Raw genomic sequence first — 14,037 nt, forward strand, 5'->3', positions numbered from 1 at the left:
CTCCTCACCTTGCCGCTCTCCACCTGTACGGCAGCGTCAATTTACGTTGATCAACTGCCATTGCTGATGCAAATCCCCTCGATAAGGATTCTGCTGGAGCTTCGCTCCGTCCGCGGACGAACCATCCGCCACTTCGACGGCTTTATTGCTGTTCGCGTTAAGGATGCTCCAGTATCCGTTGCTTAGCTTGATCAGGCGGAATCGCTGTGCTTGATTCCCATAATCCTGCATGAGCTGTATTGCTTCCCCGTTGTTTGTGGAACCGTTTCTAACATCCATCACCTTGCCGTCGCTCGAACTGACGCTGCGAAGCCGGTATACATTGTTGTATGCTCCCATATCGTCCGCAACCCATCGCTGGGCCGTGGCGTTATTGTCCGGCCATTGCTGCAGCTGCAGCGAATTGCTGTTTTGTCCGCCCGGGACGTCGATCACCTTCCCTGAGGCACGGTTCACGATTTTATAGGTTTCTCCCGATAAAATACCGTTCCATATGCCGTTCCATGGATGAAGCTGCGCACGTTCGTAATACCATTCGAAGATGAAGCGGGCCATGCCGTCCCGTGCCGGATCACCGTCGAAGAGCAGCCCTGCCGTCGGATCGGCAAACGTGCTTCTTGCCCCCGGCTGCAGAAGAAAACCGTTCATGTGGACCGCGATGCTGACGTTCCCGGCTGCCGTAAATATGGCTTTGGTGTTTTTGCCAAAGCCTTCATTCGAGCCGTTGAACAGCTCCCAGTACTCCGAGTCTCCCGGCAGCCGTTTGAACCAGGTCGTTTCCGTAATATTGATCGGATAATTGTCCGCGCAAGGCTTAATGTTGGTATCCCATTGCTGCTGGAGTATCGAGCCGTTATCCTTTGCTCCATAGCCCGGGTACCAATGCACGGCATATCCGAAGTTGTTCAGCGGATCGGTTAGCGGACGCGTGGCGCATAACTGATAATATTGATCCCATCCAAGGCCGGCGGCCCATATCACGTTATCTGCCCCTTGACTGCGGATCGTGGAAATGATGGAATTTTGAAAATTGCGCAGCGAGTCCCAAAACGCCGGAAATTCGGGATCGGACGGGTGTCCTCCCCAGCGACCGTTCGCATAAGACAGCACCGGTTCATTGATGATCTCGAACATGACGTTGTCCGCGCTTTTGATCGCAGGTTGTGCCGCAAGATATCCCCAGATTTGATTGAATTTCTCGAGATTGGCTTGCGTCGTTGCCTGATTATCCTGGAGCGTGAAGTCGAGGCCTAGCGTTACGTAGATTCCCTTGGTCTTGGCATACTGGATATAAGGCACGACGACGTTCTGCGTAAAGGACTGGAGACCGGCAAAATTATACGTTCCGGCCGCCACGTCCCCCATGTCTTCACGGTCGATAAAGAGCCTGACCTGGTTCATATACCAGCCGTGACTGTTGCCGTACTTCGGAGAGGTATCGGAAAATGTGTCGGTAATATCCTTTAAATACGCCAAAATGGCAGCATGGCGATTCCCACCGCTCCGGTTCAGGTAGTGATCGCTTCCCTGATACGTCCAATACGAGCCCCCGGGCTGGTGCCACCCGCTGAGGACAACGGGCTGCCCCTCGCTGTTTACCAGCTGATTGCCGCTGACGCGAAGCTTGGACATCGGCATGCCCGACCATGCGTCGGCCGCGCCATTATGGAGCTCCAGCATTGCCGGCAGCAGGAGCAGCACGGCCAATAGCAGCTTTAGCGTCCATCCTGTTTTTTTCATACATCGATCAGCTCCTCTTCTCTTCGGTTACGCGCTCTAACGCTCGGCTTTTTCGTAACGAAAATAATCGAAGTCGGCATGGCCGCCGGTTTGCCTGGTCGCATAATAATAAAGCCCGATGCGATAACCCATAAAATGATCCAAGGTATACCGCATGTTCAGCTCACCGCCGATCGGCATCCAATCAGCCCCGTCGACAGAATAATGAAAGGAGGCCACATCTTTGCTGTTCTCAAAATCAAAATCAATTCTCAAATGTACTTCCCTGCCGCGGTACCGAACCGTTTCCAGCTCCTTCTCCCTGCCGTCCCCATCGTTCACGCTCATCGCTATGAACTTGTCGCCGTTCTCCGCGACCTTGACGCCGACGGTGCCGAAATGGCTTTGCAGGGCAACAATCCCTGCATGATCGCCGGGCTTCATATGCCCCGTGTCCAATAAGACAGTCCCCGTGCATGCCGGCCCTTCCGTGCGCTGCGTCAGCGTATTCCGGGCCTGCAGCACGCCCGCCGGTGCCAGGCTTCCTGTTGTCAGCCTTAGGAAACCGGGACGTTCGGTCACGGACCATAACCGATAATCCGGGTTGTGGTTCCATTGCCAATTCAGAGCCAGCTTATTCGATTCGTATTCGAATTCATCGCTGATCACGAGCGGCTTCGCAACGGCTTGCGGCAAGTCGACCTCAAACCGTTCAGGCACCTTGCCTCCGATGCCGAAGACGGGCCAATCCTCCTCCCAGGCTACCGGGACCAGGCAAGGGATTCTCCCGACGGCATCATGATCCTGGAACAGCATCGCGTACCACTTGCCATCCGGCGTATCGAACATCCCGCCTTGGGCGATTCCCTTGTTATGGTAGCCGAGATCGTCATCCAATACGATTTTTCGTTCATAAGGGCCCAGCAATTCCCGTGACCGGTAACAGATTTGTCTGCGCCGGCCGCTGCCGAACCCTGCCTTCGGCCATTCAATGAACAGCAAATAATAGTAACCGTTGATTCGATAGGCATGGCAGCCTTCGCAGCGCAAGCCGATGCCCTCCGTTTCCGTTTCAAAGAGCCGTTGGTGAATTCCGTTCGGCATAAGGGCGTCTGCATCGGCGGTCAGCTCGGTGATGTAAATGTCCCCGTTGCCGTAGATCACGAATACCCGGTCATTCTCAAAAAGCAGGCCCGGATCATGCCGCAGTCCATCAATGACGGATCTTTGCCACGGCCCCTGAATGACATCGTCCGTGCGGTACACATAAAACCGTCCGGTATCGTTGCTGGAAAAGCAAACATAAAATTTCCCCCGATAATGGCGGAGGCTGGCCGCCCAAGAACCTTGCCCGTAGATATTGCTGCCGCCTTCCAGACGATGGGCCTCGTTGTCTTCGAACGTATCGTATACGTAACCAACGATCTCCCAATGCATCAAATCCTCGGACCTCATGATCGGACAGCCCGGCATGGAATGCATGCTGGTGCTGACCATATAATAGACGTCCCCTACCCGGATGGCATCCACATCCGGCACGTCCGCCCAAATGACCGGATTCTTGACCTGCGTCTTGTTCATCTGATGAATTCTCCTTTCAACCAATGGCGACAGCTGGAAACGACTTACGAACGTACATCCTGGAATGTTCTTTCAGGCTCAGCTTCCTTGAGCAGATTCCAATAGGATTCCTTCGGAAGATGATTCTCGTCAAAGACGAACGGCCAATTTTTACGGCCCCTTACCGGAAAATGATCCAGCCAGGTATAATCGTCCGCCGCTCCCCAGAAGGTCACGGAAGCGATGCTGCCGCTGTACTCCTTAAGCAGCCGGAACAATTGCCCGTAACGCTCCGCCTGGCGCTCAAGCATTTCTGCCGTCGGCGCCGCCAGATCGGTCCGCTTATCCTCATGCGCAAACACGGATACGTCAAGCTCCGTTACATGCAGTAACATGCCGAGGCTTGCATATCTCTCGATTGCCCTGCGGATATCGTCAAGAGACGGAAACTCCAAATTCCAGTGGGCCTGAAGCCCGACGCCGTGAATCGGCACATCCTGCTCCTTTAACGATTTAAGGAGCGTGTAAATCTTCTCCCGCTTCTCGGGCACGGATTCGTTGTAATCGTTATAAAACAGCAGCGCTTGCGGATCTGCCTCGTGCGCGTATTCGAAAGCCTTTGCGATAAAATCCTCCCCGATCGACGCGAGCCACGGGGAGGAACGAAGCAGATCGCTTCCACTGTCGGCAACGGCTTCGTTTACGACATCCCAAGCATAGATATCTCCGCGATAACGGCCAACGACCTCATCGATGTGCGATTTCATCCGAGCAAGCAGCAGCTCGCGGCCGGCTGTCCGGCCGGAACTGTCTTGAAACACCCATTCCGGCGTCTGATTATGCCATACGAGGGTATGTCCTCTCACCGACATTCCGTTCGATTTGGCAAACGATACGATCTGGTCGGCTTGCTCGAATGTATACACCTCTTCCGATGGGTGCAATCGCTCGAATTTCATTTCATTTTCTGCCGTAACGCTGTTGAAGTGGTGTGCCAATAAATCCTTTTGGGTCACCATCGTGATCGGATTCACGGCAGCTCCGATCTTGAAACTATTGCCGTAAGCTTCATGGAGCTTGGGCAGCCGTTCCATGCTTCTTCTCATCACTCGGTCTCTCCTTATCAACGTTATTTCGTAAGCGACTTAAAGCTATGGGCATTAAATCCATAAATGTTAGCCCGGCTATACGGAGATGTCCGTTTATCACTCCGTCCTTGCCGCCTTAACAACAGCCCAAAACGCCGGTTTGGGCTGATGCTGTCGGTCGAACAGCAAAGGCGCATTGGTACGTGCGACCGGAAAACCATGAAGCCAGGTATGGTCGTCGGAGATGCCCCAAAAAACGACGCCGCTGAGGATGTCCTTGTTTTGACGGAATGCCTTGAACAACTCGCCATACCGATCGGCTTGCAGGTTCAGGATTTCATGCGGAAGATCTTGGCCGTAATCACTGCGGTCATTCCACGCATAAATGCTCATATCGAGCTCGGTGACAAGATTGTCGAGGCCCAGCTCCGCGAATTTTCGCATCGAGGCGATGATGGAATCCACCGATGGACCATAAATGTCAATATGCGTCTGATGTCCAACCCCGTCGATCGGAACACCTTGCTCCAGCAAATCTTTCACCAGCTGAAACAAAAGGTCCCTTTTCACAGGGTTATCCGTGCCGTAATCGTTAATATATAGCTTTGCTTCGGGTCCTCCGGCTTCCCGAGCAGCTCGAAATGCCGTTGCGATGTAATCGGTACCGGCTATTTTATACCATTCGCTCGCGCGCATTCCGTCCGGATCCCCCGGTTCAATGACTTCATTCACTACGTCCCAAGACGTAATCTCGCCCTTATATCGGCCGACGATCGTCCTTACGTGGGTATCCAGGCGTTCAAGCAGCAATTTTTTGTTCGCTTCCTGGCGCTTGGGATCTGTCTCATCCACCATCGGCTTGCCTTCCGCATCTTGGAAAAACCATGCCCCGACTTGGGTATGCCAGACCAGCGTGTGGAAACGGACCTGCATGTTGTTCTCCTTAGCAAATTCCACGATCCGGTCGGCATTTGTCCATATAAATTGGCCTTCCGACGGCTGGATCGCATCCGGCTTCATGACATTCTCCGCCACCAGCCAGCGGACATGCTTCTTCAGCAATTCCGATGTTGGACCGTTGGTCTGATTCGGTTCGATCGCGGCGCCGATCGGAAAATCCTCCTCAAAGAGTTCATGCAGCGAGGGAATATCTTGCGATGCGGACGGCTGTGCCTGCGGCTCAGTTGACGCCGTTTGATTAGTGCCGGCAGGGGGTTCGGCATTCAGTTTTCCGTTCGACGCATCCGAATCCCCTGTTATCTCCACTGCTCCTTCCTCCGGTTTTCCTGGGGCCTGACTTTCGGCGGGGGGCTTGTCACGGCTGCCCATTTGGGGCAGGATTAACAGGACAACGACGGACGCTGCTACCGCAGCTGCCACTGCCGTGGCCGCCCATCGGCCACGTTTAGGCATTCGAAGCAAAGCATGACCTCCTTTCCACTTCGAGCAAGTGATAGGGATCCCGCTATGGGACCCGGCCCGAATAAATCATAACTCCATATTAGCGCTTACATTTTATTGAAACAACCTGCCAAATTTGGGATCGTTCACCCGTCCAATCTCGGGTTGCCAATGTTTCTTCCGCGTACACAGGCCCCTTATATTTCTATAAGAAGTAAATATCGGTTAGAAATATAAAAATCGGCACATTGTGATTCGGGTTTCCATTCCCCATAATGTTATCAAACCGTATGAAAGCGTTATTACAACGAAGTTGGGGGGAAGCTTTTGTGCACGATGTTCTGTTTGTTGATCTGGAATCCCATGATGAAGCAACACCGGAAATCCGGCCGGATTGGAATGAGTTGAGATGCTCGCGGCTCCGCTGCGTCAGGTCCTCCTCGTCCGCCATGCAATTCATTGCTTTGGAGCCATACACCTTGGTGATTATCCATGCGCTTGGTTCAGATTCCGAAGGTATGGAGTTATGCGCAAACATCCGGCGCGTAAGCCAAGTTCCCATCATTGTTACCGGAGGCAGCACGGATTTTTATTGGACCCGGAAAGCCTTGCAGCTGCAAGTTCATGATTATCTGCCTGCACCGTTCACGGTCGAAGACCTCAACACTTGCTTGCGGATGATCTCGCCGGCAACCCATTCCGGTGACGGGTTTCCGGATAATAGATTGTCCCATGTCCATGCGGAAAAGGAGGATCAGGTCATTCAAGAGGTCAAGGAATACTTGAAGGATTCGATGTACCAAAACATCACCTTAAAAGAAATTGCCGAGCGGATGCATTTCAACTATTCCTACTTGGTGCAGAAGTTCAAGTTCCACGAGAAAATGACGTTTAACGAATATCTGCTGCAGCAGCGAATGGAGAAAGCGAAATTCTTGCTGACGCATACCGACATGAAGATATACGAAATCGCTGACGCGGTGGGATACAACGATATGGATTGGTTCTATAAAAAATTCAAGACTTATGCCGGCGTAAGCGCTAACATGTATAGAAAATTGCATGGATCCCGTACGGTTCCCGTTGCCTCTGGCCAGCACTAACTTGTACGTACATTTTTACCTGAAGCACCTAAAAAGGCGCTGCTTGACACGCGAGCGCCTTTTTAGCTTGCCATCGTCACGTTATGAATGGACGGGATGTATATATGCAATCACAACTCAAATTGCCATGCTTCGAAATCAAATAACTTCTGATCCTGCTTTCCGGTAAATACGAGGTAAAGATGATGGATGCCGGATGCGCCTGAAACTTCAATGGATATTTCCTGACGCTGCTTCGCACCGGATGCTGGCGGTACGTTCACTGTGCCGATCCGTTCTCCTTCCGGATGATCCAGCCGAAGCTCCAGGCTTCCTCCTCCTTCCACTCCCGAGACCCAAGCCGTAAACGCGGATGCTCCTTTTCCGAAATCAACATTGGCCACTGCGATCCAATCCCGGTCGTGGATGTCCGTGACCGCCAATATCGGGCTGTCCTGCGAGTCTTCAGCAGCAGTAGACGGATTGATTTGAATTCCGGCATTCCATGCCATCGTTACTGCCTCCGTTCGCTGGAAGGGATTGTGCGGCTGGACCCCCTTCACGCCTTCCATGTCAGCGTCTATCTCCCGGATGCTACCGTCCGTCTCGAAATAAACGCGGTTCAGATGGGTTGAGCGATAGCCTTTCGGAACTCCCATGGATTTTGACAACGTTTGGGCGTGATAGGCAATATACCAGTTTTGTTGGAACTGAAAGATGGCGTGATGATTATTCCCTCCGACCCCGAAGAAATGCCCGGGATTTTTCAATATGGTCCCTTGATACGTCCATGGGCCCATCGGATGCTCACTGACCATATAGGCGATTTCGCCGGGAGGGGGGCTGTTCTCCGGCCTCATTCCTTCCGAGAAATTGGAGCAGTACGTATAGTAATACTTTCCGTCAAATTTGTTAATCCCTGAATCCTCGAACATATAAGGAGCCGGAATCGTGACGGCTTCGCCAAGCACGCTGATCATATCGTCGCCAAGCTGCATGACGCGAGCCGTATTCGGCATTTCGGCTTCGCCTTCCGGAATGCCGCCGCCAAAGTAGATATAGGCTTTCCCGTCGTCGTCAACGAGCACGGCGGGATCAAACAGCCACGTGACACCTTCCACGCCCGGCGTGTTTCTTGTGATCAGCGGCTTTCCGATCGGATCCGTCCACGGGCCAACAGGGCTGTCGCTCGTCAGGACGCCGATGCCGCTGGCATTGTTGGCAAAATACAAGAAGAAGCGGTCCTCGCCGTCAATCACCTTATGCGCGGCCGCTGGCGCCCACGATTGCGTTGCCCATGCGGCAGCGCCGGTCGGTCCCGCGACCTGGATTGCTCCGTGATCGGTCCAGTTGACCAGGTCCGATGAAGAGATGACGGACAGCTTGTTGATCGTGCTGTAGCTGTTGTCCTTGACATTCCCGCCACCGTCATACTCCAATGCGTCGTACGTGTTATATAAATAAACACGTCCGTCAACTGCCAGCGCATAGGGATCCGCGCCGAATTTATGGGAGACCACCGGATTCCCGTTCGGCGGAATCTTGCCGATTGCGGCCGCAGCCTCCCTGCGGGTTCTGTCAGCATCCCGGCTCGCAACATTGCCTCTGCTTCCCTGGCCCATCATTTCAGTTCCTGTTTTGCCGGCTTTGATTTCATCACTCATCTTGTCACTCAGCTCCTGGTTAAACATTTTTGGATCGTCTTGGCCACGACTCGCTAGGTTTGCAAAAACAACAATTATGCAAACGAAAGCAAATACGGTAGATATGACCAGTAACGGCTTTCCGGGCTTCATCCCTGAACACGCCCTCCTTCATCGTTACTTGGTGACCTGTCATTCCGATCTGGTCAGTCCCAATGCGGGTCGTCATGAACGAAATTGTTCGTAAAAAGTGTACCTTTTGGTAAGCAGGACAACAACCGGACATTCCATCTGAAAACACCGGGCAAATGATAGGTCGCCTGCCTATTTTACAAGATGGTCCCGGTACTCCTGCGGCGTTAAACCCGTCGCCTTTTTGAAGAAGCGGGTGAAGGAATGGGCGGCATCGTATCCGACTAGAGGCGCCACGTCCCTTACCTTCAAATCCCCTTCCTTAAGCAGCTCCTTTGCTCTCCGTATTCGGCACTTTTCGATATATTCCGAGAGATTGATTCCCCGTTCCTGCTTGAACAAACGCGAGAGATAGGAGGGATTAAAAAAATAGCGTTCGGCTAGATGCACAAGGGTGATGTCCTTATCCAGATGCTCCTCGATATACTGGCATACCCGATCAATGACATGCGCCGTTTTGCCTCGTTCATCCATGCGCTTGAAATCGAATATATCTTCGGCCGTTCGCCTCAAATACCGAAAAGCTTCCTTCATGGAATCATGACCTTCCAAGTCCAGCAGCTTCCCCCGTTCACCGGTGGGGTCTTGAAGCCCAAGCCGGGTCAGCTTCGCATACAGCACGAGAGCGATAGAATAATAGGCTTGTGCAGCATGCTGATGATGATCGTCTCCGTTCAGCACGAATTCCGACAATTGCTCCAATTCACTCATGAATTCGCTCTCCCTTCCGGCCTCCAAATGGGCTTCCAAGACGCCTGCCTTATGGCTCGTCTCCACTCCTTCCTTGCAGTGAGACGCCTGGGAAGAGTCGACTTGATCCTTCAGGATCATCGGAATGCCGTCGCCCATCTTTAACTGCTGGAGTCTCCGCAGCCTTTCATATTGAGGGGTTACATCCTCCCACCGGCAGGGGAAGCCGCTTATGGTGAACGATACGGCAAGTCCCAGTGAATCCAGGCAGGCTTCCTGGATCAGTTCAAGCGTCCCTTCCAAATAAAGGACAAGACGATCACCGGATGGATTCTCGGACCGCGGCTGAAGCATCCATAATAAATCCCCATGTTTGTCCAGGACTCCGATGCTTCGGACATGCTCATCCATAAAAGAATTCCAAATCAGCCTTACCGAGCGATGGCTGTTTTTCTTTTCTGCATACGCTTTGCCTGCTGAGTATGCTACGCGGCCAAGAGCCAGCAGCACAGGGAGTTTCGGATCCAATCCGATGTTCAAGGTCCGGAAATCGCTCAGCATGGCTTCCTTGTCCTGTCCAAGCAGGCTGCTGTCCGCGACGAATTGCCGGAAGTATTCTCCCTGCTCCATCCATTCCAGCGCTTCAATCTGCACGCGGGACTGCATGAGCCATTCATTCATGCGATTGCCGCTCTCGATTTCATGAATGACTTCCTTCACGACCTCCATGACCTTATCGAAGCCTTCCGTCTTCAACAAATAGCGGACATTGGGCATCTGAATCGCTTGATAGGCGTAATCGAAATCGCTGTAACCGGTCAGAAAGATAATTCTGCACCTTGGCCAGAGAGCCCGGATGCTCTCCGTCAATTCCAATCCGCTCATGCCCGGCATGCGTATGTCCGTCAGGACGATGTCGATTCTCGTGCGCGACATCCAATTCAGCGCTTCCTTGCCGGAGTATGCCCGGCAAACGTCAAGCTTCTCGGGCATCCACTGATGAAATACTTCGTACAAACTGTTCGTAATAATCTCTTCATCGTCGACGACCAGCAGTCTATACATGTTCATTCCCCTCCGTCAGCCTGATTCGAATTTGGACCCGCAGTCCATTCAATGGACTCCTTGAAAGGACTAATCCGCTGCTTTCCCCGTACGTCAGGGCAATTCGCCGATGAATGTTGATAAGCCCCGTCACTTCAGGGGATTCGGCAGATTCGGCTGTGCGTTCAAGCCGCTTATTTAGCATGTCGATATCGTTATCCGTCAACCCGTTCCCGTTCTCTTCAATCACGATGGAAGCTTCTTGGTCATCCAGATGAAACGACACACGCAGCAAGCCTTCATCCTGCATCTTTTCGAGGCTGTGCTCGTAGGCATTTTCGATAATGGGCTGAATGATCAATCGCGGTACTTTGATCGCCTCCATTTCCTTCGGCAGCTCGCCGAATTCTACGCGAATTCGCCTTGAAAATCTGAGCTTTTGAATCTCGGTATAAATGCGGGAATGCCTCGTTTCTTCCAGCAAAGGAACGTTGTCCGCATCATTGCGGGTAATGAATCGAAAGTATTCTCCCAGCATGTTCGTGAACAACTCGATTTGCGTGACATCCCCCGTTTTGGCCAGGGAGCTCAGGATGAAGAAGCTATTATATAAAAAGTGGGGATTGATCTGGGATTGGAGCTGTTTCAGCTCTGCCCTTTGCATCATGAGCTTGTGCCTGAAATCCTGGTCAATCAGATGCTGCAGCTTGATGAGCATCTGATTGAATCGATCGTACAAATAGCCGAACTCGTCCCTTTGTCCGTGCCTGATCCGGATATTAAACATGCCATCCTCCATTTTTCTGAAGCTCTGGACAAGCAGAAGCAGCGGTTTATGAACCAATTTGTACGTCGAAACCGCATAGATGGCAATCGCCAAGAGGGTCGTGCCTGCAAACAGCCATGCCCAGACATAAAATTTACTTAACGGCCGTTTCACCGCCTCAGTGGGCAAGTACGTGAACACGGATAGGTCCAGCTTGTCGGAATACGCCTTGTCGATCAAATACCTGCCTGTGCCGATATTCAGAATTTGACGATTCGCATGTTGGATGGCCTGCACGGCCTCTTTCATTAAACGATCCGCCTCCTCATGGCTGGCCAGGGCAAAGCCGGACGGCTCGGAGACGATAAAAGCCCCGCTTTCCGGATACACGCTGATTTGCATCAGGGATTCCCTGAGTTTGCTCGCATCCAGTTCGATCTGAACGATCAGAAGCGGCTCTTCCCCTTTTCTAGCTCCGTATTTGGCCGCCACAAGATGGAAAGTATCGTCGATCTGCAGCAGTCTTTGATTGCCGTTCGCCTCTCCTGCAAACAGATGGTTGTACCGTCTCGAGTCGAATGCATTCATCGCGGTCATGGCTGAAATCGTTTTATCCATGCTGCGGATATGAATGAATACGTCTTTTATGTAGACACTGCTGTTTTTGATGGAGACCAGCCGCGGCAGCAAATAATGCAGGCTTGCTTTTCTTTCGACCGTGCTCATCATATCCCATGTCAGCACCATTTTGTTCAGTTCCTCATCCTGCAAAATATCGTATTGCTGGATTTCCAGCCATTCGATCTCCCGGTTCAACCCGTCCAGGTAAGCCGAAAGCTGCGCCTGCGAATTTTTGGATACTTCCTGGCTAGCGTATTGGTAACTCCAGTTATACAGATAAACACCGAGAATGATAAGCGGAAAAATGACGAAGAGATAGGTAGCGACCAGTCGAATAAAAATGGTATTACGAATGGAATTCACGGGTAACTTAAGCAATTAAACTCCTCCGATGTGTGTGAATATGCATGTTAATCGGCCGCCTGCCGGCCTTTAAAGCCAACCGTGCGGGTGCGGCACATTTTTATGGACGGCTTTTTTTGTCCTCATGCCACTGATTCACTTCAGCCGTAATGTCAGCACCGCCAAGCCGATCCCATTCCTCCACGAACCGGTCGAATTGTTCTACGGATTCGCCGAGTATGATATTGGCAAAATAATCATGCTGAAGATTGTCCAGAATCGTTTGTTTTTCAATCATCGTTTCAGTCGGCGCGCCGGCAAAAGCATCGAACAACAACTGATGGTTATCCTCGTATTGGTCGAGAATACTCATCGCACCGGAAGGCCCGTAGATCTTCTCCCAACCCCAGCCGGATTCGCCGTCTTCTTTCTTATCCAAATATCGATCGATTCGCCCTTGTATGAATCCGGGCTCGCCCTGTAACTGAGACGTCGTGCCCTGACGACGCGCTTCGGTGATTTGCCGGTACGCCTTGAGGTTCTTATCAGCCGGGAAAGGAGTCACGGGAGACAGTCCCCACACAGGCATGACATTGTTGTAGTAAGTTTCGTACTCTGCCGTTTCGCCCCAATTTTTTTCAAGATGCAGATTGAACATCTTCAGAATCGCTTCCGGGTTAGCAAAATCCTTTCTTACGGCGTAAAAAGAACTTGTGGTAAATTTAAGCGGAACCTTTGGCGCTATGCCCGAGTCAGCAACAATGGGAAAAGCCTGCCACTCCGCATCCGGATCGCCGCTGCGGCTGGACTGAAGCAAGAATGCTCCCCATTGCTCGCCATAGACCATGCCGATCCTCCCATCGGCAACGAGCTGTTTTGCTTTGCCTCCGTTTTTAAAAATGAATTCACTGTCGATTTCATGATGGCGATACATATCCTGAAGCGCCTTGAGCGCCTGTTTCACTTCAGGCTGAATACCTCCGTATACGAGCTTGCCGCTCTCGTCTTCAAGCCATATGTTCGGGTAAGCTCCATAACCGGCCATGAATCCGGTTAAGCCCATGACGGGGTCCCACAAATATTGGGTAGCCGCTATTCCATAGGTGTCTTGTTGGCCATTTCCGTCGGGATCCCCCTCTGTAAACGCTTTCGAAATTGCCAGAACGTCATCCATCGTTTTCGGTGGCAACAGCTCCAATCGGTCCAGCCAATCCGTTCGAATCCACAGAAACATCGCCTTTTCAATGGAGGAATCGGTCTCCGGGATGCCCATCAGCTTGCCGTCGATCATGCCGGATTCCAAGGTACCGCTCCCTTCTTGGCGGTGAACTTGCTGTGTCAACGGTGAAGCATATTCCTTGTAAACCTGCGTCAGATCTTGAATCAAACCGGCGTGGCTCAGCTGCCTGAGCTGCTGGGCATTGACCTTGACGATATCCGGAATGTCCCCTGAAGCCAGCATAATATCCAGCTTTTTGTGGTATTGTTCGCTTCTCACAGCCCATTTGTATTTGATTTGAATGCCCAGAACTTGTTCGTACAACTGACTCCAGCGATTGTCCTCCAGCGTTTCATCAGGCAATGCCTTCAGAATATCTTCCAAGCCGTCGCCGATTTCTCTCACAAACGTGACTTCGATCGGCGGATGATAAGCGCGTAATGACTTATCGCTGTATACGCCCTCCCCGCGTGTTTCCGGCCCTCGATTGTGGTCGATACCGCTGCTTTGGTGACATGACGCCAGTGTTGAACCAAACAGTAAAGCGCTTAGCATGACTTTGGAGAAGTTCTTTACGATGATCAGCAACAGAAAACACCCTTTCCTATCGATTAATTGTATTATTATACTTTAAAGGCCCCGGCCCACAATAAACATTTTTTTACTTCCT

9 protein-coding genes are annotated in these 14,037 nt (G+C 51.9%); 1 reads left to right on the top strand and 8 read right to left on the bottom strand.

What is annotated here, in order from left to right; genetic code table 11:
- Window positions 1–36 precede the first annotated feature (36 nt).
- The 4 genes from BJP58_RS03690 to BJP58_RS03705 form a co-directional block, all read right to left on the bottom strand.
- Complete coding sequence (locus BJP58_RS03690; RefSeq protein ID WP_194542842.1) at window positions 37–1,740, bottom strand: RICIN domain-containing protein; 1,704 nt, start codon at window positions 1,738–1,740, stop codon at window positions 37–39.
- Window positions 1,741–1,776: 36 nt separating this feature from the next.
- On the bottom strand, window positions 1,777–3,300 hold the full coding sequence (locus BJP58_RS03695; RefSeq protein ID WP_194542843.1) for a glycoside hydrolase family 43 protein: 1,524 nt from the start codon (window positions 3,298–3,300) through the stop codon (window positions 1,777–1,779).
- Between the two features lie 44 nt (window positions 3,301–3,344).
- On the bottom strand, window positions 3,345–4,385 hold the full coding sequence (locus BJP58_RS03700) for an endo-1,4-beta-xylanase (protein ID WP_194542844.1): 1,041 nt from the start codon (window positions 4,383–4,385) through the stop codon (window positions 3,345–3,347).
- Window positions 4,386–4,484: 99 nt separating this feature from the next.
- Window positions 4,485–5,789 (bottom strand): endo-1,4-beta-xylanase, encoded by a 1,305-nt coding sequence (locus BJP58_RS03705; RefSeq protein WP_194542845.1) that lies wholly within the window; start codon window positions 5,787–5,789, stop codon window positions 4,485–4,487.
- Window positions 5,790–6,097: 308 nt separating this feature from the next.
- Between BJP58_RS03705 and BJP58_RS03710 the strand changes: the two genes are divergently transcribed.
- Entirely contained in the window at window positions 6,098–6,871 is a 774-nt protein-coding gene (locus BJP58_RS03710) for a helix-turn-helix domain-containing protein (protein ID WP_194542846.1), read from the top strand.
- A 110-nt stretch (window positions 6,872–6,981) separates the two neighbouring features.
- On the opposite strand, the gene BJP58_RS03715 is transcribed toward BJP58_RS03710, so the two are convergent.
- From BJP58_RS03715 to BJP58_RS03730, 4 genes are all read right to left on the bottom strand, one after another.
- Window positions 6,982–8,646: a glycoside hydrolase family 43 protein gene (locus BJP58_RS03715; RefSeq protein WP_194542847.1), complete on the bottom strand. Its 1,665-nt coding sequence runs from the start codon at window positions 8,644–8,646 to the stop codon at window positions 6,982–6,984.
- A 171-nt stretch (window positions 8,647–8,817) separates the two neighbouring features.
- Window positions 8,818–10,440: a response regulator gene (locus BJP58_RS03720; protein WP_007130185.1), complete on the bottom strand. Its 1,623-nt coding sequence runs from the start codon at window positions 10,438–10,440 to the stop codon at window positions 8,818–8,820.
- Window positions 10,433–12,184: a sensor histidine kinase gene (locus BJP58_RS03725; RefSeq protein ID WP_194542848.1), complete on the bottom strand. Its 1,752-nt coding sequence runs from the start codon at window positions 12,182–12,184 to the stop codon at window positions 10,433–10,435. The genes BJP58_RS03720 and BJP58_RS03725 overlap by 8 nt, the downstream gene beginning before the upstream one ends.
- 85 nt (window positions 12,185–12,269) lie before the next feature.
- On the bottom strand, window positions 12,270–13,955 hold the full coding sequence (locus tag BJP58_RS03730; RefSeq protein WP_194542849.1) for an extracellular solute-binding protein: 1,686 nt from the start codon (window positions 13,953–13,955) through the stop codon (window positions 12,270–12,272).
- Window positions 13,956–14,037 lie beyond the last annotated feature (82 nt).

Source organism: Paenibacillus sp. JZ16, from assembly GCF_015326965.1.
Classification (GTDB): domain Bacteria; phylum Bacillota; class Bacilli; order Paenibacillales; family Paenibacillaceae; genus Paenibacillus_AQ.